Below are 25,372 nucleotides of genomic sequence, written 5' to 3'. Positions count from 1 at the left end.
CAACTCCCCTCGGAGCTGATCTTCTCATGACTCGATGGATTCGTCAGGTCACTTGTTCACCAGCAGGTGAGCCACTGCAGTCACCTCGGCCCGGTGACCTCCTTGGTCAGGACGATCGGCGCATTGGCGGTCAGGAGACTCGGCGCGCCTTGCGGCGCTGTGCCAACTCGTCAACGACGTGATCGGGGCACTCGCCGCCGACCCGCTCGACGGGGAGCTGGGAAAGACTGCCCTGCACGTCCCGCCACACTCCTCCCAAGGAGATGGCGAAGATGCCCTGTCCGCCCTGCAGCAGGTCAAGAACTTCGCTGTCACTGGTGCATTCGTAGACCGACACGCCGTCACTCATGAGGGTGACCTCGGTGAGATCCTCCACTCCGTTGGAGCGCAGATGATCGATGGCAATCCGAATCTGCTGCAGGGACACTCCCGCATCGAGCAGACGTTTGATGACCTTGAGCATGAGAATGTCGCGGAACGAGTAGAGACGCTGAGACCCCGATCCGCGCGCGCTCCTGATCTCCGGACGTACCAGGCCAGTACGAGCCCAGTAATCCAGCTGACGGTAGGTGATCCCAGCAGCTCCGGAGGCCACCGGGCCACGGAACCCGATCCCCTCGGGCACTGGTGAGAAGTCACCAGCGAAGAGCACGTCCTGGGTGCGCCGGGGAGCTGGCTCACACGATTCAGAAGCGCTCATGGTTGTCCATCCTCACTGGTTGTGCATTGACCACATGGATCGTTCCTGCACTGATGAACTTATGGTGTTGGCGCGTCCTGATCCTCAACGCCACGCCGCTCGAGGGATGAGAAAACCAAGAAATGCCTCTGACTACGGGTTATGATGTGCTTGAAGGTCAACTACAGGTGGAGGGTTGGCCCTCGCCGGCCAACCGAACGGGGCATTGCACTTCAGTCGTCGAAATCGTCCGGGGAGACCTGGTCGAGGAACTGCCGAAACTCCTCGACCTCGTCCTGGGGATCGGCATCCAGGATGATCCCCACCTCGTCAATGAGCTCCTCGGGGCACTGAAGCTGCACCCCGATGCGCTGTGACAAGGCCACCAGATCGGATGGTCGGGCGTCGAAAACGGTGTCGCCGATCTGCATCTGTGCGAGCCACACTCCCTCATCGATTCCGGTGATGGTGAATGCCGGTGGATCGTCGACCATGTGCAGCAGCACACGTGCCATGAGGTCATGGGTGAGTGGCCTGTCCGGCTGTGTCTCGTCAAGTCCCTGCGCTATGGCCCCGGCCTCCACGGCACCAATCCAGATCGGTAGGCACCGCGATCCTCCCTCCTCCCGGAGCAACAGGATTGGTGTGTTCGACACCTCGTCCAGCCGAATCCCCTCTATCAGCAGGCTCACCATGACTCCACCGTAGTTCACTGTGCCGACCAGTACTCCAGAAGGTCGTAGACCATTGCCGTGTGCGCGTGCATCATGAGTTGGGTGACCTCTGAGGCAGCCTTTGACGACTTCTTGGGTTGCCGGGCCAGTGGGATGAGGCTCTGCTCAATGAGCCCGGCTTCCTGTTCGGCAGCCTGTCGAACGGCACGCAGGTGACGGCTGTCCATTCCATAGGCGCTGAGTCGACGTGCAGCCACGCACACCACCAAGGCCTCCTGGCCGTACCAGCTCTGACCACGTTTGGGGCGTACGAGTTGATGACGCTCCAGCTCCAACAGGAAAGCCTCGGTGATCCCACTGGCACGGATGAGCTGGCGTCGAGTCAACTGCACCGGACCCTTGGGGCGTTCGATCTTCACATTAGGAGCTGTGCTGCCCTCCAACGGGGTCGGCACGCTCGACGAGGGACTGGGTGGCTGCTTGCCGCGGTCGATGAGCTCGAGATTCTCCCGGATCACCTTGAGTGGGAGGAATCGGTCACGTTGGCAGGTGAGGATGTAACGCAACCGTTGAATGTCATCCTCGGAGTATTTGCGATATCCCGACGGCGCACGTTCCGGGCTGAGCAACCCCTCCGACTCCAGATATCGGATCTTGGAGATCGACAGGTCAGGATACTCCGGGGTGAGCAGGCGCATGACCTGCCCGATGGTCCGGACCTTCTCGACCATTACAGACGCCCATGCCCGCCAGTGTGGAAGATCATCCGGAACTTCCCGATCTGCACCTCGTCGCCGTCTCGCAAGGCAGCCGTGCCATCGACGAGCGTGCGATTGACGTAGGTGCCGTTGAGGCTGCTCTGGTCCTCGACGAAGACCTTGCCGTCCCGACGGATGAACTTCACGTGATGTCGGGAGACGGTGATGTCGTTGAGGAAGATGTCGGAATGGGTGGATCGCCCAGCCGTCGTCACGTCGTGATCCAGGAGGAATCGGGCGCCCAGGTTGGGGCCGCGTTCGACGACGAGCATGGCATTGCCCTCGGGCAGGGCGGCAATGGCATCCACGACGTCGGAAGGCAGTTCCTGATTGTCCGCACTGACCTCGTCGCCGATCATCGGGATGACGCCAGTGGCGTCACCACCCACCTCGGCGGGCACACCGAGCCGATGGCCACACCGGGAGCAGAAGTTGGCGTCGACGCTGTTGTCGTGCTGACACACCGGACACACATTCGACATGGACTTGTCATGCTCGCTCATGGCTCACCTCTGGAGATCGTGCAGTGGTGACGCAACGGGAAATCCCTGATCGTCACTGAGGTATTCAAAAACTACTGTAGTGGTAACTACCGTACTGGAGTGGCAAAAGACATTGGTGTCGGCTTCACAACGGCAGAAATGGTCAGCGAATCCGACGGCGTGATGCTCACCGAACCACCGACCTGCGCAGATTCCACCTGGGACACCAGTCCACCACGAAACTTCGCGCCCTCGGTGAGTGCGTGTGGTTCACCGAGCACGGTGAGGGTCATGGGTCGTCTCACCTTTTTCCCCGACACGACGAGCCCATTGGCGTCCCGGCCAAACCATGTGTTGGCCACCACTCGAATGTCCGAGTTGACGGCAATGGCCTCGGCGCCGGCATCCCGCAGCTCCTCGACGGCGTTGAGGAGCAGGTCGGAGGTGACCTTGTCACGCGGATCATGAATGGTGATCGTCACTCCGGGACCACTCACCGGGGTCGTACCGGACATCACCTGCAACCGGTGCTGTTCCTCGGCGGCCTGTTTCTCGGCAATCTTGTGGGAATCCGCACCCGACTGCAGCTGACGTTTGGTCTCGCGCAGATCGGCGATCTCGGAGTCAAGCTGCCGCGAGGAGGTGGACAGTCGATCCAGCACCGTGATGAGGTCAGACCTGCTCATCGCGGCATACTCGTCCTGGGCACTACGATGGCGCACCTGCGTGACGAGCACCATGGAGAACAGGCACAGGATGAGGGCCACGGCGATCTGTCCCTTCGCCGGCCGGGCCAGATCGTGACGCAGCTGTTGCCAGGAGATGTGGTGCCGGTGCGGCTCAGGCATGGAACACCTCCCGTCGAATGGCTGCCGCATTGGTGAAGATCCGGATTCCCAGTACGACGACCACCGCGGTCGACAGCTGCGAGCCCACCCCGATGAGGTCACCCACCCACACGATGAGTCCGGCAATGAGCACGTTGGAGATGAACGAGATGATGAACACCCGATCGGAGAACGTGTGGGCCAGGTAGGCGCGCAACGCACCGAACAGTGCATCCATGGCGGCGACGATCATGATGGGCAGGTACGGCTGCAGGGCCGGGGACAGATCTGGATGGAGCACCAGGCCAAGAATCACGCCCACAACCAGTCCTAGAATTGCGAGCATCTCGGTTCCTTTCGCCTGTCCATCACGTCACGACCCAATTGTGACTCGTCAAAAACCTACCGCGGTTCACTGTAGGACACGGACACATTGTGCGATTCGGGAAGAGTCAGCGCATCGAGCGTCTCCATCTGGTAACGAACCCGGAAATTGTCGGAATGGTACTGCAGGATGGTTCCACCATCGGTCTGGGCGAACTGGCCCGGCAGGGTCTGCGCCGGACCAATGACCTTGATGACGTAGGGAGCCGAGATCGACGCGTAGTTGACGGTGATCGCCGATCCAGCGGTGCGGATGGCTGTCTTGCTCGACAGACGACGGTCGTTGATGGCGATGGCCTCCGCCCCACTGCCCCACAGGCCATTGACCACCTGTCGCAGATCGGTGTCGGTGAGCCTGCCCTCCTCCGAGGAGGCCTTGGAGTCATCCACCGTGATCTTCACCCCGGGACCGCTCACCCTGCTGACCGCCGCCGCATCGGCCTGCTTGGACTGGTGTTCGGCAGCAGCGGACCACGTACCCGCCCGGACCCTCATGCGATGCACCTCACCCTCCAGCTCGGAGATCTGACGTTGCTGATCGGCCTGGTGAGCCTGTGCCGCCTCCACCCGTCTCACCAGATCGCCACGTTCCGCCGCCGTGACCGGCTGCTGCAGGGCCGTGGTGCGCCATGCCGTGCCCAACCCCAGTCCGGCAATGAGCAGTACTGCGATGGTCCCCACGTGCAGACGGCGGCGACGTCTGCGATCAGGAGCGGCCGGTGGAGTGTCCTGGTCGGAGGCAGTGGACCCGTTCTCCTGAGTGTGGGAGGCAGACTGCCCATGGTCGTCCTGGTCGTGTCGTCGGTCGGCCTGCGTCGCTCGTGTCTCGGCCTGCGTCACAGCGGCATAGCTGGGATCGACGGCCTGCTCGCGAATCTCACGCAGCAGATCCATCGTCCAGTCCGCACGCCGACCCGATGTGGGGTCGATGGGTACCTGATCCTCCTCATCCGTCATGGCCGCCACATCACTTCCTGTGCACCGAGGCAGATCCGGATGTGGAAGCAGGTTGTTGCGAGCTCAGCGGTGGCAGGGTCTGAACCAAGTGAATGGCTTGACGGACGTAGAGGATTCCAGCCCACCAGTACAGCCCGGTGCCCCACAGGGCGAAGGCCCAGCCGATGATCCGGGCAATCGTCCACCCACCTCCCATGTGGCCGAGCAGCACCAGGGGGAAGGAGTACAGCAGGCAGAACGTGGCTGCCTTGCCGACGAAGTGCACCGGCAGCGAGGTGAATCCACGGCTGTGCAGGCTTGGCACCAGACACAGCAGCATGAGGTCACGAGCTGCCAGGGCGACGACGATCCACAGCGGTACCACGCCACGCACCAGCAGGGCGACGACGATGGCGAAGATGTAGAGGCGATCGGCAATGGGGTCGAGCATCTGCCCCACCCGCGACACCTGATGCCACCGGCGGGCGATCTTGCCGTCAAGCAGGTCGGTGAGCCCGGCAATTGCCAGCACGACCACTGCCCAGACGTCTGCTCGTGGCCCCACGATGAGCCAGATGAACAGCGGTACCCCCAGTAGTCGGATCACCGAGAGCACGTTGGGGACCGTCCAGAAGGCGTCCGTGTCGTAGGTCGCACCAGTCTGTTCGATCTCGTCGGTCACGTCTTCCACCCTAAGCGCTTTGTCCAGCTGGATCTGTGTTCGGAACGTTCGTGTCGCACGTCGATGGCACGCAGGTACCGCGCAACGACCTGAGGTGCCACGGTGTCCCAGTCGAAGTCCCGGGCCCGTCGCACCCCTGCCTGCTCCGCGCCAAGCCCACGGGCACGGCGCTGCAACGCGGCACCAATCGCTGCGGCCAGGGCATCGGCGTCTCCTACCGGCACCAGGGCTCCGAGAACGCCGTCACGGGTGGTGAGCACCTCATGGAACCCAGGCAGATCACTGGCCACCACGTCGGCCCCAGCTGCCAGGGCCTCCACGAGAACGATCCCGAACGACTCGCCCCCGGTGTTGGGAGCGACGTAGACATCGGCCCTGCCAAGCATCTTGTCACGTTCTGCATCGGGAAGTGGGCCGGTGAACCGTAGACCGGTGCCGTGCGGAGGCACCCCCGGCCCCACGACAACGGGGTCGAGACGAGGAAACTCATGACGAACCTGGTCGATGGCGGCCGCGAAATGTTCGAATCCCTTGCGTGGCTCGTCGAAGCGCCCCAGAAACATGACGGTGGGGCGTCCGCTGCGCCACGGTGACCCAGCTGGATCGTGTGACGTGCCCGCAGCAGAGGTGGACAGGCGGCGTATCCGTGACACATCGACCCCGTTCCCGATGATGGTGGGCTCCACCCCCCAACACCGACGTGCGGTGGCTGCAGCAGCTGCGGAGACGGCGATGGCATCGTCGATGCGTGCGATGGACGACGGGGTCACCTTGCGAGCTGCACGGATCACCGGGGTGTCGACGGTTGCGGCGTGAAAAGTCGCCACCAGAGGACAATCGGCATTCCACAAGGTCAGCAGTGAGCTCGACGGAGTCATCGGCTCGTGTACGTGCAGGACGTCGAAGCTGTGCGCGTCGAGCCAGGCACGCACTCGCATGGCGGTCCGCACACCGAATCCCACTCGCGCCACCGACCCGTTGACCGTGACGGCAACCGTGCGCCCCGACGAGGTGAAGCACTCGGTCGGGAGCCCGAACCCCTCCAGACGATCCCGTCCAGGGTGTCCCGGTCCCAGGATGTGGACGATGTGGCCGTGGCTGCGCAACCAACCGGCCAGCCCCAGAACGTGATTCTGCACTCCCCCGGGGTAGGAGAAGTTGTAGGGGCAGACCAGACCGATCCGCAACCAGCTGTGAGCGTGCAGGCAGGGGGTGTCGGGAACCTGCCGGGAATCTGGACCGTGTCGCGCAGGTCTGGAATGAGTGCAGCGTGTAGGCTGGCGTCCCGAGGCCATCAAGCCCTCACCCCCGGGACGAACGGCTGCATCATGTGCCAGTCGACGACATGACGACGAATGTGGGGGGCGAACCAGTCGGCGAGCTGTTGCGTGGTGCGCCGAACCTGGTCACGAAGTGGCCGTGGCCCAAGATCCAGCGGGTCCGAGAGATCGATGTGCATCGTCGTGGTGCTGTCGTAGTGGCAGCACACCCCCACCAGGGCAGCCCCGGTCGTGGCAGCCAGCAGGGCCGGGCCAGCAGGCATGGTGGCAGGAACCGGACCATCCGGCGTCTGCCAGACGATCGGGACGCCGCGTCCAGTGAGATCGCGATCGGCGACCAGACAGACGGTGCGTCCCTCGGCGATGTCGTCACGCAGCAGATTGACGAGACCGTGCCGTTCATGTCCACGAATCCTCATCCCCAGCTGCTCCCGTGTGCGGCAGAACAACTCGAACTGTGCCCTCGGAAGATTCTCCGCGACGGAACTCGGGGAGAAGCCGCGTCTGGCCACCCAGGCCCCGGCCAAGTCCCAGGACCCCATGTGCGGCAGGGCCAGAACTGCCCCACGCGACAGGTACTCGCTGCGCAACCGGTCGAACTGCTCAGCATCGACATGGACCGAGCGGTCGATGTGATCGGTGGACCACCGTAGAAGTTGCATCGAGGTCATGAGGGTACGGGTCCACGAGTCAACGGCCCGGGCCGTGCACCTGCTGCTCGGGATGGCTCCGGTCATGGCCTGGGCGTTGAGTTGCCACTGCCGTACACCAGTCACCGGACGGTGGGCGAGCACGGTTCCCGCGACTCGCGAGAGTGGCTGCCACACCGGTGCTGGCACCTGGGCGAGCCGGGCCATGAGCCAGGCTCGTACCGCCAGATCCGTACCCTGGGAGTGCTCACGGCGTCGGGGCCGCACGGCTGGCGTCATCTCATGACTCCGACTGCCGTTTCACGGCCGTCATGCGTTGCCCCACGGTGATGGCGCCGGCAACGGTGAGGTAGCACAGCCCCACCGGAAGTGCCCAGCAGAACCAGTGCGCAAGGACGCCGACTCGTGCCAGTCCAGTGATCTCCACGGCAACCAAGCTGATGAGCAGCCGATCCGCCCGGGTGGCGATGCCCATCTTGGCGTCCATGGACAATGATTCCGCCTTGGCTCGCACGTATGACGTGACCAAGCTGAGGATGAGCGCCGCCAGAGCCACCCCGCACCACAGCGTGCTGTGGCCGGGACCTGCGTAGTACAGCGCGATCCCGGCAAAGACCGCCCCGTCCCCGAACCGGTCGAGGGTGGAGTCGAGGAAGGAACCCCACTGGGAGGTACGACCGAGCTGACGAGCCATGTTGCCGTCAAGGGAATCGGAGAAGATGAAGAGCGTGATGAGCAGTGCCCCTTGCCACAGCCACCCCTGTGGCAGGCAGACCAGTGCCATGACGACTGCGCCAATGGTACCGATCCACGTGACCATGTCGGGGGTGACGTGCATGGCGAGCAGGCCGGAGGCCAGTGGCCGCATGACCTTTTGCCACCCCTGACGAAACCGCTCAAGCATACTTCTCCCAGGCGTCGGCAAGAAGATCGCGTCCGTCGGACAACAACTGTGGTACGGCACGTACACCGGCCACGATGGGCAGGAAGTTCGTGTCACCCACCCAGCGGGGCAGGACGTGCTGGTGCAGGTGCGCGGCGATTCCCGCTCCCCCGGCGGCCCCTTGGTTCATACCAATGTTGAATCCCTGCGGATGGCTCACGTCGGTGAGCACCCGGATGGCCGTGCGCGTGAGCTCGGCCATCTCGGCAACCTCCTCGTCGGTGGCGTCGATGTAGCCGGAGATGTGCCGATACGGGCACACCAACATGTGCCCCGGACCATACGGGTAGAGGTTCATGATGACGTAGCAGGTCGCACCGCGATGGACGATGAGGGCTTCGGCATCGTCACGCTGCGGCGAGGAGCAGAACGGGCAGGCCTTGCCGGCATCGGAGGTCTTGGGCTTGTTCTCCCCACCGATGTAGGCCATCCGGTGCGGGGTCCAGAACCTGCCGAAGGCATCGGGAACCCCCACCATGTCCTCGGCGAATTCCACCATCACCTCGTCAGGTGTGCTGGGCTGGTGACCACTGGACCGATCACCATCCACGCGACGGTTGACCGGTGTTGCCCCTTCCTGTGATGTGTTCATCGTCATCACTCCTGGACGGTACGGACGTTCTCGGAGTCCGGCGAGTCGTTGCGGCGGGCCTGGTCCCATGCCTTGATGAGGTCCACTGCCTGGGCACGGGGCACACCGTTGAGCTGGGAACCGTCCCGGAATCGGAACGAGACCGTCCCCCCATCGCGATCCTCACCGCCGGCGATGACGATGAACGGCACCTTGGTCTGGGTGGCGTTGCGGATCTTCTTGCCGAATCGGTCGTTGGAGGTGTCGAGGTCGACGCGAATGCCGACCTGCCGCAGCTGGGCTGCGAAGCCCTTGAGGTAGTCGTCGAACTCCTCGGCGACCGGCACGCCCAGCACCTGGGTCGGCGCGAGCCAGACCGGGAAGGCCCCGGCGTAGTGCTCCACGAGCACGCCGATGAACCGCTCGACCGAACCGAGTTTGGCGGAGTGGACCATCACCGGGCGGCGTCGCGACCCGTCCGGTGCGGTGTACTCCAGCCCGAACCGCTCTGGCTGGTTGAAGTCGTACTGCACCGTCGACATCTGCCAGGTGCGTCCAATGGCGTCCTTCACCTGCACCGAGACCTTGGGGCCGTAGAAGGCAGCACCGCCCGGATCGGGCACCAGCGGCAGCCCCGTCGATTCGGCGGCCTCGCGCAGGATCTGCGTGGCAGTCTGCCAGTCCTCGTCAGAACCGATGAACTTGTCGGCATGCTTGTCGTCGTCACGGGTGGACAACTCGAGGTAGAAGTCGTTGAGCCCGAAGTCACGCAGCACCGACAGGAAGAAGTTGATGAGCATCGTGATCTCATCGCCAGCCTGCTCAGGGGTGCAGTAGGTGTGCGAGTCGTCCTGGGTGAACCCACGCATACGAGTCAGCCCGTGCACGACTCCGGATTTCTCGTAGCGGTAGTCGTGGCCCAGTTCGTAGAACCGCAGCGGCAGGTCTCGGTAGGAGCGCCCCCGGGAGCGGAAGATGAGATTGTGCATCGGGCAGTTCATGGCCTTGAGGTAGTACTCCTGGCCGGCCTTGGTGACGTTGCCCTCGGCGTCACGCTCCTCGTCGGCGAGCATCGGGGGGAACATCGTGTCCGCGTAGTACGGCAGGTGCCCCGAGGTGTGGAAGAGACCGCCCTTGGTGATCTCGGGGGTGTGGACGAAGTCGAATCCGGCAGCCAGGTGGCGCTGGGTGACGTAGTCCTCGATGATGTGGCGCAGGATGCCACCCTTGGGGTGGAACAGGACGAGCCCCGGACCGACCTCCTCGGGGAAGGAGTAGAGATCGAGTTCGGCACCGAGCTTGCGGTGATCACGCCGGGCGGCCTCGGCCATGCGGGTCTGGTAGGCGACGAGATCCGTCTTGGATGCCCAGGCCGTGCCGTAGATGCGCTGCAGCTGGTCGTTGGCCTGGTCGCCCTTCCAGTAGGCGGCCGACGACTTCGTCAGGGCGAAGCCGTTGCCCAGATACTTGGTGGAGGGCACGTGCGGGCCCCGGCAGAGATCCTTCCAGGCCGTCGCCCCGTCCCTCCGGACGTTGTCATAGATGGTGAGTTCGGCTCCCCCGACCTCCACCGACGCACTCTCGGCCTCATGGTTGCCCTTGGAGCCGACGAGTTCGAGTTTGTACGGCTGGTCGGCGAGCTCGACGCGGGCCTCCTCCTCGGTCGTCACACGACGCACGAAGCGCTGGTTCTCCTTGACGATGCGCTTCATGCGCTTCTCGAGATCCTTCATGATCTCTGGGGTGATTGCGCTGATGTTGCCGAAGTCATAGTAGAAACCGTCGGTGATGAACGGCCCGATACCAAGGTTGACGTCGGGGTACAGCTCCTGGACGGCCTGGGCCATGACGTGGGTGCAGGAATGTCGGATGATGTTGAGCCCGTCCTGACTGGTGGCGAGCACGGGTTCGACGACGTCACCGTCCTGGATCTCACGCTGCAGGTCGAGCAGGGTGTCTGCGATGCGCATGGCCACGACATCACGATTTCTTCCGAACAGGTCCAGACCAGTGGTTCCGGTGTCCACCACGTGTTGTTGCTGCTGGTCGTCCCGAATCACGGTGATGGAGATGGACACGTGGATCTTCCCTTCGTCAAGCCACGGGCATACCTGGTCCGCGGTGGGTCTCGTGGTGCGACTCGCCTCATTCGGGGGAGTCACTGGCAATCATGTCTGAACACAGAGTAGTGGTGAGTAGTGTCGAACTGTGAACCGGCAGCCCCAGTGCATGAAAGTGCAGCAGCAATCCATCCTGCATGGACATGTGCTCAGCACCGGGACGTGCGCATTCCCGTGACCGACACCGGGTGGCGTGGCTGCCACGGCCACGTCACCCGAGATCACGTCACGAACTCGGCGGTACGCGAATTCGTTGCCCGAGGCCGGGGATCAGGCCTCCAGCGCAGCATCCTCGAAGCCAGCTGTGTCGATGACGAAACGGGACCGCACGTCGCCGGCGACGACGCGATCATAGGCAGCGTCGACGTCATGGACGCCGATCTTCTCGATCTTGGCCCCGATGCCATGCTCGGCGCAGAAGTCAAGCATTTCCTGGGTCTGCGCGATACCGCCGATGTTGGAGCCGGCCAACGCCTTGTCGCCAGCAATGAGATTCCTGGCACTGATCTCCAGACCCTCCGGGGGCAGTCCGACGAGCACCATGGCACCGAACGGCTTGAGAAGACCCAGGTAGCCGCGCAGGTCGATAGGAGCGCTGATGGTGTTGAGGATGAAGTCGAACTCGCCACGGTGGTTCGTGAAGAAGTCGGGTTCGCTGGTGGCAAGGAGCCTGCTGGCGCCGAGCTCCTTGGCGTAGGCCTCCTTGCTGGTGGTACGCGACAGAACGGTTACGTTCGCCCCCATGGCAACGGCGATCTGGACTCCCATGTGCCCCAGTCCGCCCAGACCGAGCACTGCCACATTCTGTCCCTCGTGCACGTTCCAGTTCGCCAACGGCGAATAGGTGGTGATGCCGGCACACAGCAGCGGAGCCGCGACGTCGAAGTCCAGGGAGTCCGGGATGCGGCACACGAAGTTCTCGTTGACGACGACCTTCTGCGAGTAGCCACCCTGGGTGATCGTGCCGTCAACGTCGGTGGAGTTGTAGGTGCCGACGTTGCCGTTGAGACAGGCCTGTTCCTGGTGGTTGCGACACTGCTCGCACTCACCACAGGAGTTCACCAAGCAGCCGACACCCACACGATCGCCCACCTGGTACTTGGTGACGCCCTCCCCCACTGCCGAGACGACGCCGGCGATCTCATGACCGACGGCCAACGGAAAATGCGCCTGTCCCCACTCGTTGCGCACGGTGTGGATGTCCGAGTGGCACACTCCGGCAGCCTTGATGTCGATGACGACGTCGTCGACGCGTGGATCACGACGTTCGATCTCCACGACCTTGAATGGTTCGTCTGCAGAAGCCTTCTGAAGGGCCTTGACAGTGAAGGGCATGATTTCTCGCCTCGATCTCCGTGGTTCGATCCAGCCTGGAGGACCACCAGGCTCGGCTCCAATCCTAGTGAGCAACAAGGCAGACAGCAGGGATGCATGGCACGCCGAACCCTCGAAGGAGCAGAACTCCCGATGAAGCAGAGTGCGGCCAAGAGCGTGGAGGGGCGCCTCCGTGGCATGGGCCATTCCACCCGACACGAAGAATGGGGCCACGGTTTCGTGACCCCATGTCTGGTGGGCGATGCGGGGTTCGAACCCGCGACCCCTTCGGTGTGAACGAAGTGCGCTACCACTGCGCCAACCGCCCAGCGAGGAAGTACTCTATCGAACCCGAGGCGATTCGTCCACATCGGGAGAAATGACAACCCATGATCGCCACGATGTCCGGGATCCTCCGACCATGACCTCACTCCCGCCGCACCGCGCAACGGCGTACCGAGCACCATCGCAGAAAAATTTTTCTTCTCTCTGACTAGGTATTTCAACCCATTGACAGGGTTTTTGAAGGCAACTGGACAGATCCCGACTTGCATTGCCCATCAACCTGCTCTAATGTTTTCTCTCGTCGCCCGGCGGGTTGCCCCAAAGGAAACGACATGCGGACGTGGCTCAGTTGGTAGAGCATCACCTTGCCAAGGTGAGGGTCGCGGGTTCGAGTCCCGTCGTCCGCTCGGAGAAGGTCTTTCGACCTATCCACACTTCCGGTGGAGTGGCCGAGAGGCGAGGCAGCGGACTGCAAATCCGTATACACGGGTTCAAATCCCGTCTCCACCTCGGGCGGTTGGCGCAGCGGTAGCGCGCTTCCCTGACACGGAAGAGGTCGCCAGTTCAAACCTGGCATCGCCCACCATATCCCTCAGCTGTCGACGAAGGACCAGCTGAGGACTTTTTCATGTCTGCCGTGCGGTCATTGACCGTTCCCCTGCCACTCCTGTGGACTGGCGATGTCCCTGTTGTCACTACCCCTGACCATCTGCTGCCACACGATGCACTGGGCTCTTTCGCAGCCCAGTCTCCGCAGTCCGGGGCGAGTCGGCGCAACCGTTTTCCGACCCACTGGTCGAGGCGTATGCCGTACCGTGAGAAGATGTCCCCAATCGATCACAGCGAGAACTGAGGGGAGGACGAGGTCCATGAGCGCTCCCATTCTTGGTCTGGCTCTGCCCTCGGCTGCTGATGCCCGCGCCAAAATCGCAGCTCTACGAATGCGCCAACGCATCTCAGCACTGCATCCCCACATCACCACCACCGCTGCCTTCGTGTCGGCCAACGGGAAGTTCACCGCTCCCAAGATCCATCCGAAGTGGGAAGAATTCGTCCTCGTGCCCATGGATCTCACCCATCTGCAGTCGACCAGTTCCCAGATCATCGATCTGGGTGAGCACATCGGTTCGCACCACCCTGATCTCAAGGTGACGGTTGCCCAGCCCATTGGCCCGGCACCAGCCCTGCTCAACATCGTCGACTCACGACTCCGTCTAGCAACCCACCGGGCGCACAGCCAGGAGATCGACGCCCTCGTACTGTCGGCACCCGACGGCGGTGACAAGCGTGGAGCTGCGATGCTCTCGCGCATGTCGCGACTGTGGTCCCAACATCACCACCTACCGACCCGCCTGGCGACCCACGGAGTGCAGACCCGCGGTATCGCCGACGTCGTCACCGACCTGCGCCGGGAGGGACGCCGTCACATCGCCGTGGGATCGCTGTGGGTGTGCGAGGACTCCGCCACGCGGGAACACGACCGACGAGCCCGGGCCGCCGGCGCAGAGGTGGTCGGGGCCCCCGTCGGGGACGATGCGCACTTGGCGGCCTGGGCATTCCAGCGGTACTGCTCAGCTGCCCTGGGCATGGTGGCGAGCCCCGAGGACTGAGTCAGTCGCACCTAGAGCGTCGGGAGGTTCCCCCGGCACGGGCACCAAGTCAGGACCCGCGCACCACCCCGTCAACCTTGTCTCGGCACCAGGTGGCACCTGTCAGGCAACGTCGAGCCGTGGACCGCGCCAACCCCCATTCCGTGAGCCCCTGTCTCGACCACCCCGGTGGCCCCGCAGTGCTTCCACCACACCTCATGGCGCTCCGAAACTCAGTCCCCGAGTAGTTTGTGGCGCTGCTCGTCGACATCGAAGTCCACGGCGGGCCAGGTGATGTTCATCGAACGCAGTGTCTCCAGAAGGATCTGTGCCACCGCCCAGTTGCGATACCACTTGTGATCAGCGGGAATGACGTACCAGGGCGCAATGTCCGGATTGCACCGCTCCAACACGCCGGTGTACGCCTGTTGGTAGTCGCCCCACTTCGCGCGCGCAGCGATGTCACTCGGATCGAACTTCCAATGCTTCTCCGGATCGTCCAGCCGAGCCACCAGACGTTCCTGCTGCACCTTGGGCGAGATGTGCAGAAAGAATTTGACGATGACGGTGCCACTGGCCGCCAGCTCGGCCTCGAACCTGTTGATGCGGTCGTAACGCCTGCGCCACACCTCTGGCTCGACGAGCTCGTCCACCCGAGCCACGAGGACGTCCTCGTAGTGTGATCGATCGAAGACGCCGATCATCCCGGCGTCGGGAAGCTCGCGGCGGATCCGCCACAGGAAGTCGTGGGACAGCTCCTCCTTGGTCGGGGCCTTGAAGGCCGCCAGCTGAACACCCTGCGGGTCGAGCAGACCAAAGGTGTGCCGCACCACCCCACCCTTGCCTGCTGTGTCCATGCCCTGCAGAATCACCAGGACGCGACGAGCCGAGTCGGCATTGACGCGTCCTCGGGCGAAGAGCCGCTCCTGCAGGGCAGACAGCTGCTCGCCCATCTGCGCAGCTGCGTCCTTGGTCGTCTCCTTGTCACCGGGGGCCTTGGGGGTGGCACCGGTGTCGATCGCCGCGAGATCGACCGGGGCCTGAGGGCAGCGCAGCACATCGCGCAACATGCGATCGTCATCAATGTCATGAGCCATGCCTCAATGGTCATCACCCCTGATGCCGCATGCACCTCGGTGGTCGAACGTGCATGGGATTTTCGGCCCACAGCACATTCCATCCCTCCCGGGAAAGCCACATTCGGTCGTAGTATCAATCACTACCGTCCCGCAGGAGGGAGATCCGTCATGGCCAACCAGTCCAGTACCGAACCTGCACCTGAGACTCCGCACGTGCACCTGACCGATCAGCAGTGGCGCGAGCGCCTCAATGCCGCCGAGTACCACGTCCTGCGCGAGGCAGGAACCGAGGCACCGGGAGTCGGCGAGTACACCGACACCACCACCGAGGGCATCTATCGATGTCGAGCCTGCGGCTGTGAGCTGTTCCGTAGCGACGAGAAATTCGCCTCGCACTGTGGCTGGCCGTCGTTCTTCGCACCGATGGCCGAGGGCCGCGTCACCTACCATCACGACACCTCCATACCGGGGCGACCTCGCACCGAGGTGAGGTGCCGCAACTGCGGGTCGCACCTGGGCCACGTCTTCGAGGGTGAGGGCTACGACACGCCCACGGACCAGCGCTACTGCATCAATTCCATCTGCCTGAGCCTGGAGCCCACGCAGAACTGATACGCAGCACACTGTCGTGATCTGAGTTGGGGCGTGAATCCGAGCTGGACTGCTGCCAGGGCACTGCTCCGGCGAGCCTGCCTGTCAGGCCATGACCGGCCAACTAGCCTGTCAGCGTGTCCATTCAGCCATTCGTCCCACCGTTCACACAGGTCTGTGACGTCATCAAACAGACGACGTGGCACCACGACCTCACCGTGCGCGAGATTCCTGCCCCGACGCGGATCGCCAAGGACAGCATGGCCATTGAGGCCGTCGTCTCCCACGATGGCGAGGAAATTGGAAGTGGCCGACTCATCGTGCTCCACCAGCCGTTCTGGGAGGAAGCCTGGGAGGGCGATTACCGGCTCGTGACGATGTCCCGGGCTGGGGTCGACCACCAGATCGCCACCGATCCGCTGCTGGGCGAGGTCGCGTGGTCGTGGCTCACCGACGCCCTGGACCAGCGGAAGACCACCTACCGCGCGGCTGCGGGGACGACGACGGCGGTCCTGAGTCACTCCTTCGGGCAGATTGCGGGAGATCCCGAGGAGAATCGTGTCGAATTGCGCGCCTCATGGACCCCCGACATCGAGGAGACCCACGACATCGTCGATCATCTCATGGCATGGCAGGACCTGCTGTGCCTCACCTGCGGGATCCAGCCCGTTCCAGACGGCGTCGTCTCCATCGCACCCCGACGAGCCAGGTGAGTGGGAGCAGATGCAACACGTTTCTCGACGGATCCGACCATGACGCCGCATGACATGCCTGGTCATGACATCGACCCTGATTCCGGACTGCCCATTCTCAGCAAACCCTCCGAACCCCTGGCACCAGTCGTCGACACCCCCGAGGCCCTGACACGTACCATCGCGGCCCTGCGTCATGGCACCGGGCCCGTGGCCATCGACACCGAACGTGCCCACGGATTCCGATACTGGCCGCGGGCCTACCTCATCCAACTGAGACGCTCCGGCAGCGGGACCCACCTCGTCGACCCCACTGCCTTTGATGACGGCCCTGCCGGGGCCGGGTTGGATGATCTGGCACAGGCACTGTCCGGCACCGAGTGGATACTGCACGCCGCCATCCAGGACATCCCGTGCCTCGCGCTGGAAGGTCTTCGCCCCACCACACTCTTCGACACCGAACTCGCCGGGCGTCTGCTGGGACTTCCCAAGGTGGGGCTGGGTCACATGGTGGAACGTTACTGCGGGGCGCATCTGCTCAAGGAACACTCCGCCTCCGACTGGTCGCAGCGGCCACTGCCCGAGGACTTCCTCACCTATGCCGCCCTGGACGTCGAACTGCTCGACGAACTGAGGGTCAAGGTGTGGCACGACCTGCAGAATGCGGGCAAACAGGAGTGGGCACGCCAGGAATTCGACTACCTGGTCCAGGTGGCCGCAGCGGCCCCGTCCACCATGAGCGCCACCGATCCGACCCGCTGGCGTCGCACCTCGGGAATCGGCGAGGTCACCACCCGTGCCGGGCTTCAGGTGGTCAAGGACCTCTGGCAGGCCCGGGACTCCGTGGCCCAGGAGCTTGACGTGGCACCGAGCAAGGTGCTGCACGACCGAGTCATCATCTCCCTGGCCCGTCAAGTGGGTGCGTGCGTCACCCTCACCGATGCAGACGTTCGGAGAACCCGCGGATTCCGCCATGGCAGGGCCAAGGCACATCTCGACGTGTGGACACAGGCCATTCGTCACGCCGCCAGGACTCCGGCCACGGAATACCCACCCAAGCGTGCGCCACGTGATCCCCACCGCATTCCCCCACCACGGAACTGGGAGCGCCACCACCCCGAGGCAGCCCGTCGGTGGCAGGCCGTGCGCCCGGCTGTCAACGAGTTGGCGGAGTCGGCACACATCGATCCAGCGAATCTCATCGCCCCCGACGCCGTACGACAGGTGTGCTGGCAGCCGCCACGAGACCTCAGCCCACTCGGTGTGGACGCCTTCCTTACCGATCTTGGTGCCAGACAGTGGCAACGAGACCTGGTGGCCGGACGTGTCTCTCGCGTGCTGCGCTCAGTACGGTGATTTCGCGACCAACACCGGGCGACCCCATCACTTGGCGACTGGACAGCACCCAACACCTGGGAGGTCACGTCCCGTCGACTGGCTCCTCAGATGTGCTGGAGGAACTGGTTCACCGACTCGGCGATGCCTGGTGCGTCCAGGCCGATCCGTTTCATGATCGACGAGCGGGACGCCTGGGCGAGGAACTGTTTGGGAACACCGAGTTCGCAGGTGGGCGTCCACACGGCGGATTCTCGTAGTCGTGCCGAGAGCTGAGCTCCCAGTCCCTGACTCACCAATCCGTCCTCGACCGAGACGACGGCTCGTGACTCTCGTGCCATCGACACGAGGGCGGGGTTGATCGGCAACGCCCACCGTGGGCTCACCACGGTGACCTCCTCGCCGAGTGAGGTCGCTGCCTCCACCGCGGCTCCACACAGCTGCCCGTGAGCCACCATGAGCACACCACCGGGGGCGCCTTCCTTGAGTACGTCCACCTCGTCGATGGTCCTGAGAACCTCGACGGTTTCGGGCATGGGGTCCTTGGAATAGCGAATGACGGTGGGACGGTCGTCGATGTCGATGGCCTGCCACAGCACCGATTCCAGGTGGGCACGATCGCGCGGAGCGGCCATCATGAGACCAGGAACGATCCCGCAGATGGCAAGATCCCACATGCCGTTGTGGCTGGCTCCATCCGTGCCGGTGATCCCGGCACGATCCAGGACGACGGTGACTCCCTGCTCATGCAGGCCGACATCCATGAGCAACTGGTCGAAGGCTCGGTTGAGGAAGGTCGAGTACAGCGCAACGACGGGGTGCAGACCGGCGGTGGCCATACCTGCCGCAACGGTGAGTGCGTGCTGCTCGGCGATACCGACGTCCATGACGCGATCGGGGTGTCGGGCAGCGAATGGCGCCAGACCTACCGGATAGAGCATTGCCGCAGTGATCCCGAAGACGTCGGGGCGTTTCTCACCGATCTCCACCATGCTCGCAGAAAAAGCACCGCTCCAGGTGTGTGCGCTGGTCCCACCCAAGGATTGTCCGGTGGTGGGATCGATCTTGCCGACCGCGTGGAAGGCGTCCTCCTTGTTGTTCTCGGCTGCTGCGAAGCCCTTGCCCTTGACGGTGATGGCATGGACGATGACGGGACGGCCAAACCGTTTGGCAAGCTCGAAGGCACGTTCCAGGTCGGCCACGTTGTGACCGTCGACCGGCCCCAGATACTTGATCCCGAGGTCTGAGAAGATTCCCGGCCCACCGACCAGGACGTCCTTGACGCCAGCCTTGACACCGTGCATGAGCCCGTAGACCTGCTTGCCCAGGGGGGCACCGGTCACGGCCTTCTTCATGCGCACCAAGGCGTCCTCGTAGTGCGGGTCGGTACGGATGGCCGAGAGTCGATCGGCCAGACCGCCCACCGTTGGGGTGTAGGAGCGTCCGTTGTCGTTGACGACGATGACGAGTGGGAGGTCTGGCTGGGCGGCAATGGAATTGAGTGCCTCCCACGCCATACCGCCGGTGAGTGCCCCGTCTCCGATGACAGCCACCACGGTGCGATCGTCACGTCCTTGGTGCTGGAAGGCCCTGGCCATCCCCTCGGCCCACGACAACGAGGTGGAGGCATGGGAATTCTCGACCCAGTCGTGCTCGGACTCCGCACGACTGGGGTACCCGGACAGCCCGTCCTCCTGACGCATCCTGTCGAACTGGTCGGCACGCCCGGTGAGGATCTTGTGGACGTAACTCTGATGACCGGTGTCGAAGATGATCGGGTCCCGTGGGGAGTCGAAGACCCGGTGCAGGGCGATGGTGATCTCCACGACGCCGAGATTCGGGCCGAGGTGGCCTCCGGTGCGACTCACATGCTCGATGAGGAAGCTACGGATCTCCCTCGCCAGTTCCTCTGACTCCTCCGGGGAGAGGTGTCGAAGATCATCTGGGCAGTGAACGCGGTCGAGTAGGGACATGGTCACAATCCTATGCTCAATGCATGGCCAGTCACGTCGGTCACCTCATCGGGATGATGGGTTGACACGCGCCATGCGGTTCCTGACGTGTGGTGCCCTGCGATACGCCCGTCTCAGCGTGTCGCAGGGCACCTCGTCAGACGTGGTCGCGGGTCATGCGCATCTGGGGTGGCCCGAGCTGGAACGTGTCACTTCGCCATCCGACGCAGCACGTACTGCAGGATTCCACCGTTGAGGTAGTACTCACGCTCCCCCGGGGTGTCGATACGCACGACGACGTCGAACTCGGTGGCCCGGCCGTCCCTGGTCGCGGTGACGTGAATGGTCGGCGGGATCGTCTCATTGATCTGCTCGATGCCCTCGAAGTCGAAGGTCTCCTCACCGCTCAGACCCAGCGAGTCTGCGCTGACCCCCTCGGGGAACTGCAGGGGCAGCACACCCATGCCAATGAGGTTGGAGCGGTGGATGCGCTCGTAGCTCTCGGCGATGACGACCTTGACGCCCAGCAGCATGGTGCCCTTGGCGGCCCAGTCGCGTGAGGATCCCGAGCCGTACTCCTTGCCGCCCAGGACGACGAGCGGGGTGTTGGCGGCTCGGTAGTTCACCGCGGCGTCGTAGACGGTGCTCACCGGGCCGTCTGCGACGGTGAAGTCACGGGTGAAGCCACCCTCGGTGCCGGGGGCGAGCTGGTTGCGCAACCGAATGTTGGCGAAGGTGCCACGCATCATGACCTCGTGGTTGCCGCGGCGGGAACCATAGGAGTTGAAGTCCTTGCGCTGCACGCCCTGCTCGGCCAGCCACAGCCCGGCTGGGGAGTCGGGCTTGATGGCACCGGCCGGGGAGATGTGGTCGGTGGTCACCGAGTCGCCGAGCTTGAGCAGCACCCGGGCGTCGTGGATGTCGTGCACGGGCTCGGGACTGGCGGCCATGCCGTCGAAGATCGGCAACTTGCGCACATAGGTGGAGTCGGCATCCCAGGCGAAGGTGTCACCCTCGGGTGTCTCCAACGACTTCCAGCGCTCCCCTCCGTCGAAGACGTCGGCGTAGCGCTCGGTGTACATCTGCGCCGAGATGGACGAGTTGACGATCTCGGCGATCTCGGTGGCCGAGGGCCACAGATCCGTGAGGAACACCTCCTTCCCGTCGTCGGTGACGGCGACCGGCTCGGTGGCGAGATCGATGTCCATCGTCCCGGCCAGCGCATAGATGACGACCAGTGGCGGAGAGGCCAGATAGTTCATCTTGACATCGGGGCTGATGCGTCCTTCGAAGTTGCGATTGCCCGAGAGCACCGCAGTGACGGCCAGATCGTTGTCGTTGATGGCCGTCGAGACCTCGGGGATGAGCGGTCCGGTGTTGCCGATGCAGGTGGTGCAGCCGTAACCGACGAGGTCGAACCCGACAGCGCTGAGGTGCTGCGCCAGTCCAGCACGATTGAAGTAGTCGGTGACGACCTGGGATCCGGGGGCCAGGGAGGTCTTGACCCATGGCTTGGGCTTCAGGCCGAGCTCGTGGGCCTTCTTGGCGACCAGACCGGCGGCGATCATGACACTCGGGTTGGAGGTGTTGGTGCACGAGGTGATCGCGGCCACGGTGACGGCGCCATTGGCCAGCTCGAAGGAACGCCCGTCGGACAACGTCACCGGAACCTTGACACCCGGGTTGGAGGTGTAGCTGGGCACGAGACCCTCGAAGGACTCCTTGGCCTCGGTGAGTTCAATACGATCCTGCGGACGTTTCGGACCAGCGATGGCGGGGGTGACGGTGGACAGGTCGAGCTCCAGGTATTCGGAGTAGCGCGCCTCGTGACTGGGATCGTGCCACATGCCCTGGGCCTTGGTGTAGGCCTCGATGAGCTTGATCTGGTGCTCGTCGCGTCCGGTGAGTCGCAGATAGTCCAGGGTGACGTCATCGACCGGGAAGATCGCGACGGTCGAACCGTACTCGGGGCTCATGTTGCCCAGGGTGGCCCGGTTGGCCAGCGGAACGGCGGAGACACCGGAACCGTAGAACTCGACGAACTTGCCGACGACCTTGTGCTCACGCAGCATCTGGGTGATGCGCAGGACGAGGTCGGTGGCCGTGACCCCCTCCCGGAGCTCCCCGGAGAGCTTGAAGCCGACGACACGCGGAACGAGCATGGAGACCGGCTGGCCGAGCATGGCAGCCTCGGCCTCGATGCCGCCGACCCCCCAGCCGACGACGCCCAGCCCGTTGACCATGGTGGTGTGGGAGTCGGTGCCCACGCAGGTGTCCGGGTAGGCGATCCTGGTGCCGTCCTCCTCACGCACGAAGGTGACGCGGGCCAGGTGTTCCAGATTCACCTGGTGGACGATGCCAGTGCCCGGCGGGACGACGCGGAAGTTCTCGAAGGCCGTCTGCCCCCACCGCAGGAACTGGTAGCGCTCCCGGTTGCGATCGTACTCGATGCCCATGTTGGCCTGCAGGGCGTCGGGGACGCCGAACTTCTCGACGATGACGGAGTGGTCGATGACCATCTCTGCCGGGGAGAGCGGATTGACCTTGTTGGGGTCTCCGCCGAGGTCGGCGATGGCTTCTCGCATGGTGGCGAGGTCGACGATGCACGGCACCCCGGTGAAGTCCTGCATGATGACGCGCGCCGGGGTGAACTGGATCTCATGGGAGGGCTGAGCGGTGGCGTCCCACTGGCCAAGAGCCGTGATCTGGTCGGCAGTGATGTTGGCACCGTCCTCGGTGCGCAGCAGATTCTCCAGAAGGACCTTCAAGCTGTACGGAAGGTCGGAGGAACCGGGAACGGCGTCGATGTCGTAGATCTCGTAGGACTGACCATCGACGTCGAGGGTACGCCGGGCGCCGAAACTGTTGATGCTCATCGAATGAACTCCAAGCTCTAGATGACCGTTGGCTCCATCATCGCGCGAGATCGCCACCGCGTCTCGATTCCGAAGGATATCTTGATGTCAAGATACCATGCGACCATCGGGAGCGCAGAGTTCCTGCGCCATGGATCGGTGAACATCGGATCCTCACACCGCGGAGGTGACCGCCCCCGTCTCGGCAGGGGAATCGAGGATCTTGTGGAGGAGCCGGTGCAACTCCTTCGCCTCCCCTTCACTCAGCGGGAGGCATGCCCCCACGGCCTGCGGGATGTCCTTCACCTCATCGCGCAGGGCCTGCCCCTCAGGAGTGAGTCGGATGTGTACACGCCGCTCGTCCCGAGTGCAGCGAGACCGTGTGATCCACCCCTTGGTGGCCATCTTCTTGAGCACCGGGGTGAGAGTTCCACTGTCCAGATGAAGCCGTCGCCCCAGGTCATTGACCGAGACGTCATCGTGCTCCCACAGCACCAGAAGAACGATGTACTGAGTGTACGTCAGACCCAACTTGCGAAAGTACGGTGTGTAGACGCCAGTCACCTTCCGCGCACAGGCATACAGCGGGAAGCACAGTTGGCGATCGAGCAGCAGATCGTCCTCGCTCACAGCAGACCCTCGACGCAGTCCCGGACGTCCTTCATGTCGGCAGTGGGCTCGAAGCGAGCAACGACGTTGCCAGCCCGGTCGATGACGAACTTCGTGAAGTTCCACTTGATGTCGGGGTTCGACTTGTAGTTCCTGTCGATCCTCTTGAGCATGACGCTCATGGCGAACGCCTTGGCACCTCGTCCGAAGCCCTCGAAGGGCCGCTGGCCCTTGAGGTAGGTGTAGAGGTCCAGCGCATGCTCACCGTTGACGTCACTCTTGCGCATCTGCGGAAATTCCGTGTGGTACTTGAGAGTGCAGAACTCATGGATCTCCTCGTCGGTGCCCGGCGTCTGCCCCTTGAACTGGTTGCACGGTATGTCGATGATCTCCAGACCCTTGTCGTGGCAGTCGTGATAGATCTGCTCGAGGTCCTCGTACTGCGGGGTGAAGCCACACCCGGTGGCAGTGTTGACGATCATGATCACCTTGCCCTCGTACTGCTTGAGATCGAGGTCGGTTCCATCGGGGGTGGGAATGCTGTAGTCGTAGATGCTCATCGCTGCATGCCTCCTGGGGCTCAAAATCAAGTGACAAATAAAATTGTACACAACTTAATTTGATGTCAAGCAGGTGCTTGACCTCCTGCGCGGTGGAGTTCTGCTGGGGATCACACCTCTCGTTCGAGGATGGCGACTGCCTCCACGTGGTGGGTCATCGGGAACAGGTCAAAGGCCTGGATGGTTCTGGGGCGGTAGCCCTGCTCGGCAAAAAGTTTGAGATCGCGTGCCAGGGCTGCCGGATCGCAGGCCACATGGGCAATGGCGCGAGGTGACGTCGCAGCCACGGCCTCGACGACCTTGCGCCCGGCTCCCCGACGCGGCGGGTCCAGCACAACGACATTGGTGCGACGGGGCAGCCTGCCCAAGGATCGCTCCATACGCCCAGCAATGAATCGGGCTCCGGGCACGTTCCTTCTGGCCAGCCGTACAGCTCGTCTGGAGATCTCGATCCCCGTGACACGAGCTCCGGCATCGGCCAACAGGCCGGCGAAAAGTCCCACGCCGCAGTAGAGGTCCAGGGCAGTCTCACCGGGACGTGGTGCGAGTTCTTCCAGGACGACCGATCCGAGGGTCTGTGCAGCGTGCGGATGCACCTGCCAGAACCCGGAGGCATCCACTTTCCAGCGCCGATCACCCACCGACTCGGTGACCGGGGTGGCCCCGAGAACCAGCTCCCCGTCATTGATGACCGACACCTGTGGATCATCGGTCGATGCCGCCGAGACGGTGACGAGAAGCAGGTCCTGGGTGTGGGGGGCCGCCGCAGTCGCGGCAGCTCGGCCAGCAGGATGGGCAAGGGGGCAGCCGTCGTCGGGAACCGCGACGAGGTCGTGGGATCGGTGGCCACGCAGGGCGGGAACGCCATCGAGGGATCGGTACTGCATACGAGTGCGCCAGCCCAGACCATCCTCGGCTCCCGGGATCGGCTGCACCCTACCGTGCCAGTCGATTCCAGCGATGCGATTGAGCTGCTCGGCAAGTACCGCACCCTTGAGTTCTCGCTGTTGACCCAACTCGACGTGCTGGAAGTCACAACCCCCACACAGCTGCGCCACGGGGCAGGGGGGCACGACGCGGTACGGGCTGGGGTGCCGAATCGAGACGACCTGGGCGAACCAGTGCGATGCGTGGGAATCGTCGGTGATCTCGATGCTCACGTCCTCACCTGGCAGTCCGCCTCGCACGAACACGACGCGACCGTCCACCCGTGCAACGCAGTACCCGCCGTGCGCAATGGGGCCAAGATGAGCATCACAAGTCATGTCTGGACCTCATCCCGATGTGTACCTTTCGAGCAATGGCGTGCTCTGTTCGGCGTGACAACCTCGCATGGGCGCACACCGTGCCGGGAACGCCACCCACTGCGGGGACATGAGTCTGGCGTCGCGCATGCCACATGGGGGTCGACGCGGTGCCCACGCCCTGCTCACCTCCGGTCGAGGGAGCAGCGACACGGCCTGTGGAACAATTCACAGCGCCCTACCCTAGCCGGTGTTGCCGTAACGCAGCACGTGCCGAGGCT

General features: G+C 63.7%; 24 protein-coding genes and 4 tRNA genes. 7 read left to right on the top strand and 21 right to left on the bottom strand.

Annotated features, from left to right (window positions below):
- Window positions 1-130: 130 nt before the first annotated feature.
- The 15 genes from ACP8JZ_RS04090 to ACP8JZ_RS04020 form a co-directional block, all read right to left on the bottom strand.
- Complete coding sequence (locus tag ACP8JZ_RS04090; RefSeq protein WP_021103276.1) at window positions 131-700, bottom strand: MerR family transcriptional regulator; 570 nt, start codon at window positions 698-700, stop codon at window positions 131-133.
- 212 nt (window positions 701-912) lie between these two features.
- A complete protein-coding gene (locus ACP8JZ_RS04085; protein WP_036904234.1) occupies window positions 913-1,374 on the bottom strand; it encodes a bifunctional nuclease family protein in 462 nt (153 codons plus the stop codon).
- Between the two features lie 14 nt (window positions 1,375-1,388).
- Complete coding sequence (ftsR, locus tag ACP8JZ_RS04080; protein WP_021103273.1) at window positions 1,389-2,084, bottom strand: transcriptional regulator FtsR; 696 nt, start codon at window positions 2,082-2,084, stop codon at window positions 1,389-1,391.
- Window positions 2,084-2,614: a double zinc ribbon and FHA domain-containing protein gene (locus ACP8JZ_RS04075; protein ID WP_021103272.1), complete on the bottom strand. Its 531-nt coding sequence runs from the start codon at window positions 2,612-2,614 to the stop codon at window positions 2,084-2,086. Before ACP8JZ_RS04075 ends, ftsR begins: the two co-directional genes overlap by 1 nt.
- Window positions 2,615-2,700: 86 nt before the next feature.
- Window positions 2,701-3,441: a DUF881 domain-containing protein gene (locus ACP8JZ_RS04070; RefSeq protein ID WP_306516965.1), complete on the bottom strand. Its 741-nt coding sequence runs from the start codon at window positions 3,439-3,441 to the stop codon at window positions 2,701-2,703.
- Window positions 3,434-3,766: a small basic family protein gene (locus tag ACP8JZ_RS04065; protein ID WP_021103270.1), complete on the bottom strand. Its 333-nt coding sequence runs from the start codon at window positions 3,764-3,766 to the stop codon at window positions 3,434-3,436. The genes ACP8JZ_RS04070 and ACP8JZ_RS04065 overlap by 8 nt, the downstream gene beginning before the upstream one ends.
- Before the next feature lie 56 nt (window positions 3,767-3,822).
- Window positions 3,823-4,761, bottom strand: coding sequence for a DUF881 domain-containing protein (locus ACP8JZ_RS04060; protein ID WP_306516966.1), 939 nt, complete (start codon window positions 4,759-4,761; stop codon window positions 3,823-3,825).
- 10 nt (window positions 4,762-4,771) lie between these two features.
- Window positions 4,772-5,431, bottom strand: a complete 660-nt coding sequence (gene clsA / locus ACP8JZ_RS04055; RefSeq protein ID WP_371415857.1) for a cardiolipin synthase ClsA — start codon at window positions 5,429-5,431, stop codon at window positions 4,772-4,774.
- Complete coding sequence (locus tag ACP8JZ_RS04050) at window positions 5,419-6,609, bottom strand: glycosyltransferase family 4 protein (RefSeq protein WP_484484267.1); 1,191 nt, start codon at window positions 6,607-6,609, stop codon at window positions 5,419-5,421. The genes clsA and ACP8JZ_RS04050 overlap by 13 nt, the downstream gene beginning before the upstream one ends.
- A gap of 107 nt (window positions 6,610-6,716) precedes the next feature.
- Window positions 6,717-7,631 carry an LpxL/LpxP family acyltransferase gene (locus ACP8JZ_RS04045; protein WP_306516969.1) on the bottom strand — a complete coding sequence of 305 codons (915 nt, stop codon included), beginning with the start codon at window positions 7,629-7,631 and terminating at the stop codon, window positions 6,717-6,719.
- Between the two features lies 1 nt (window position 7,632).
- A complete protein-coding gene (gene pgsA / locus ACP8JZ_RS04040; RefSeq protein ID WP_021105534.1) occupies window positions 7,633-8,256 on the bottom strand; it encodes a phosphatidylinositol phosphate synthase in 624 nt (207 codons plus the stop codon).
- A complete protein-coding gene (locus ACP8JZ_RS04035) occupies window positions 8,249-8,794 on the bottom strand; it encodes an HIT family protein (RefSeq protein ID WP_036904248.1) in 546 nt (181 codons plus the stop codon). The genes pgsA and ACP8JZ_RS04035 overlap by 8 nt, the downstream gene beginning before the upstream one ends.
- A gap of 98 nt (window positions 8,795-8,892) precedes the next feature.
- Window positions 8,893-10,944 (bottom strand): threonine--tRNA ligase, encoded by a 2,052-nt coding sequence (gene thrS / locus ACP8JZ_RS04030; RefSeq protein ID WP_484482731.1) that lies wholly within the window; start codon window positions 10,942-10,944, stop codon window positions 8,893-8,895.
- A 312-nt stretch (window positions 10,945-11,256) separates the two neighbouring features.
- The gene (locus ACP8JZ_RS04025) at window positions 11,257-12,321 is read right to left on the bottom strand and encodes an NAD(P)-dependent alcohol dehydrogenase (protein ID WP_306516971.1); all 1,065 of its coding nucleotides are present in this window, start codon (window positions 12,319-12,321) and stop codon (window positions 11,257-11,259) included.
- A gap of 232 nt (window positions 12,322-12,553) precedes the next feature.
- Window positions 12,554-12,628 (bottom strand) — tRNA-Val (locus ACP8JZ_RS04020).
- Between the two features lie 291 nt (window positions 12,629-12,919).
- On the opposite strand from ACP8JZ_RS04020, the gene ACP8JZ_RS04015 reads away from it, so the two are divergent.
- The 4 genes from ACP8JZ_RS04015 to ACP8JZ_RS04000 all read left to right on the top strand — a co-directional run bounded on the left by ACP8JZ_RS04015 (window position 12,920) and on the right by ACP8JZ_RS04000 (window position 14,195).
- Window positions 12,920-12,992, top strand: a tRNA-Gly gene (locus ACP8JZ_RS04015).
- A 32-nt stretch (window positions 12,993-13,024) separates the two neighbouring features.
- Window positions 13,025-13,095, top strand: a tRNA-Cys gene (locus ACP8JZ_RS04010).
- Between the two features lies 1 nt (window position 13,096).
- Window positions 13,097-13,171, top strand: a tRNA-Val gene (locus ACP8JZ_RS04005).
- Window positions 13,172-13,454: 283 nt separating this feature from the next.
- Complete coding sequence (locus tag ACP8JZ_RS04000; protein WP_484482730.1) at window positions 13,455-14,195, top strand: sirohydrochlorin chelatase; 741 nt, start codon at window positions 13,455-13,457, stop codon at window positions 14,193-14,195.
- A 212-nt stretch (window positions 14,196-14,407) separates the two neighbouring features.
- Here the strand turns inward: ACP8JZ_RS04000 and ACP8JZ_RS03995 are convergent, their stop codons facing one another.
- Window positions 14,408-15,271 (bottom strand): PPK2 family polyphosphate kinase, encoded by an 864-nt coding sequence (locus tag ACP8JZ_RS03995; RefSeq protein WP_484482729.1) that lies wholly within the window; start codon window positions 15,269-15,271, stop codon window positions 14,408-14,410.
- 150 nt (window positions 15,272-15,421) lie between these two features.
- Between ACP8JZ_RS03995 and msrB the strand changes: the two genes are divergently transcribed.
- The 3 genes from msrB (at window position 15,422) to ACP8JZ_RS03980 (ending at window position 17,892) form a co-directional block, all read left to right on the top strand.
- A complete protein-coding gene (gene msrB, locus ACP8JZ_RS03990) occupies window positions 15,422-15,865 on the top strand; it encodes a peptide-methionine (R)-S-oxide reductase MsrB (protein ID WP_306516974.1) in 444 nt (147 codons plus the stop codon).
- Window positions 15,866-15,981: 116 nt separating this feature from the next.
- A complete protein-coding gene (locus tag ACP8JZ_RS03985; protein WP_286321555.1) occupies window positions 15,982-16,557 on the top strand; it encodes a DUF3000 domain-containing protein in 576 nt (191 codons plus the stop codon).
- Window positions 16,558-16,596: 39 nt separating this feature from the next.
- Window positions 16,597-17,892, top strand: a complete 1,296-nt coding sequence (locus ACP8JZ_RS03980; RefSeq protein ID WP_306516975.1) for an HRDC domain-containing protein — start codon at window positions 16,597-16,599, stop codon at window positions 17,890-17,892.
- Window positions 17,893-17,978: 86 nt separating this feature from the next.
- Here ACP8JZ_RS03980 and dxs read toward each other — a convergent pair whose 3' ends face one another.
- The 5 genes from dxs to ACP8JZ_RS03955 all read right to left on the bottom strand — a co-directional run bounded on the left by dxs (window position 17,979) and on the right by ACP8JZ_RS03955 (window position 25,112).
- A complete protein-coding gene (gene dxs / locus ACP8JZ_RS03975) occupies window positions 17,979-19,844 on the bottom strand; it encodes a 1-deoxy-D-xylulose-5-phosphate synthase (protein ID WP_484482728.1) in 1,866 nt (621 codons plus the stop codon).
- 188 nt (window positions 19,845-20,032) lie between these two features.
- Window positions 20,033-22,699 (bottom strand): aconitate hydratase AcnA, encoded by a 2,667-nt coding sequence (gene acnA / locus ACP8JZ_RS03970; RefSeq protein ID WP_484482727.1) that lies wholly within the window; start codon window positions 22,697-22,699, stop codon window positions 20,033-20,035.
- Window positions 22,700-22,852: 153 nt separating this feature from the next.
- On the bottom strand, window positions 22,853-23,308 hold the full coding sequence (locus ACP8JZ_RS03965) for a MarR family winged helix-turn-helix transcriptional regulator (RefSeq protein WP_323458136.1): 456 nt from the start codon (window positions 23,306-23,308) through the stop codon (window positions 22,853-22,855).
- Window positions 23,305-23,847: a glutathione peroxidase gene (locus ACP8JZ_RS03960; protein ID WP_323458135.1), complete on the bottom strand. Its 543-nt coding sequence runs from the start codon at window positions 23,845-23,847 to the stop codon at window positions 23,305-23,307. The genes ACP8JZ_RS03965 and ACP8JZ_RS03960 overlap by 4 nt, the downstream gene beginning before the upstream one ends.
- Window positions 23,848-23,957: 110 nt before the next feature.
- Window positions 23,958-25,112, bottom strand: coding sequence for a class I SAM-dependent RNA methyltransferase (locus ACP8JZ_RS03955; RefSeq protein WP_484482726.1), 1,155 nt, complete (start codon window positions 25,110-25,112; stop codon window positions 23,958-23,960).
- Between the last annotated feature and the right edge of the window lie 260 nt (window positions 25,113-25,372).

This window comes from Cutibacterium sp. LaCa_286 (assembly GCF_057198075.1).
The sequence above is the reverse complement of the archived record's forward strand: the minus strand, read 5'-3'. Positions and strand labels throughout refer to the sequence as shown.

Bases quoted from the DNA above. Each gene is read 5' to 3' on its own strand.
- ACP8JZ_RS04090 (WP_021103276.1), bottom strand. From the start codon at position 700: ATGAGCGCTTCTGAATCGTGTGAGCCAGCTCCCCGGCGCACCCAGGAC.
- ACP8JZ_RS04085 (WP_036904234.1), bottom strand. From the start codon at position 1,374: ATGGTGAGCCTGCTGATAGAGGGGATTCGGCTGGACGAGGTGTCGAAC.
- ftsR (WP_021103273.1), bottom strand. From the start codon at position 2,084: ATGGTCGAGAAGGTCCGGACCATCGGGCAGGTCATGCGCCTGCTCACC.
- ACP8JZ_RS04075 (WP_021103272.1), bottom strand. From the start codon at position 2,614: ATGAGCGAGCATGACAAGTCCATGTCGAATGTGTGTCCGGTGTGTCAG.
- ACP8JZ_RS04070 (WP_306516965.1), bottom strand. From the start codon at position 3,441: ATGCCTGAGCCGCACCGGCACCACATCTCCTGGCAACAGCTGCGTCAC.
- ACP8JZ_RS04065 (WP_021103270.1), bottom strand. From the start codon at position 3,766: ATGCTCGCAATTCTAGGACTGGTTGTGGGCGTGATTCTTGGCCTGGTG.
- ACP8JZ_RS04060 (WP_306516966.1), bottom strand. From the start codon at position 4,761: ATGACGGATGAGGAGGATCAGGTACCCATCGACCCCACATCGGGTCGG.
- ACP8JZ_RS04045 (WP_306516969.1), bottom strand. From the start codon at position 7,631: ATGACGCCAGCCGTGCGGCCCCGACGCCGTGAGCACTCCCAGGGTACG.
- pgsA (WP_021105534.1), bottom strand. From the start codon at position 8,256: ATGCTTGAGCGGTTTCGTCAGGGGTGGCAAAAGGTCATGCGGCCACTG.
- ACP8JZ_RS04035 (WP_036904248.1), bottom strand. From the start codon at position 8,794: ATGGTGGAATTCGCCGAGGACATGGTGGGGGTTCCCGATGCCTTCGGC.
- ACP8JZ_RS04025 (WP_306516971.1), bottom strand. From the start codon at position 12,321: ATGCCCTTCACTGTCAAGGCCCTTCAGAAGGCTTCTGCAGACGAACCA.
- ACP8JZ_RS04000 (WP_484482730.1), top strand. From the start codon at position 13,455: ATGAGCGCTCCCATTCTTGGTCTGGCTCTGCCCTCGGCTGCTGATGCC.
- ACP8JZ_RS03995 (WP_484482729.1), bottom strand. From the start codon at position 15,271: ATGGCTCATGACATTGATGACGATCGCATGTTGCGCGATGTGCTGCGC.
- msrB (WP_306516974.1), top strand. From the start codon at position 15,422: ATGGCCAACCAGTCCAGTACCGAACCTGCACCTGAGACTCCGCACGTG.
- ACP8JZ_RS03980 (WP_306516975.1), top strand. From the start codon at position 16,597: ATGACGCCGCATGACATGCCTGGTCATGACATCGACCCTGATTCCGGA.
- dxs (WP_484482728.1), bottom strand. From the start codon at position 19,844: ATGTCCCTACTCGACCGCGTTCACTGCCCAGATGATCTTCGACACCTC.
- acnA (WP_484482727.1), bottom strand. From the start codon at position 22,699: ATGAGCATCAACAGTTTCGGCGCCCGGCGTACCCTCGACGTCGATGGT.
- ACP8JZ_RS03960 (WP_323458135.1), bottom strand. From the start codon at position 23,847: ATGAGCATCTACGACTACAGCATTCCCACCCCCGATGGAACCGACCTC.
- ACP8JZ_RS03955 (WP_484482726.1), bottom strand. From the start codon at position 25,112: ATGACTTGTGATGCTCATCTTGGCCCCATTGCGCACGGCGGGTACTGC.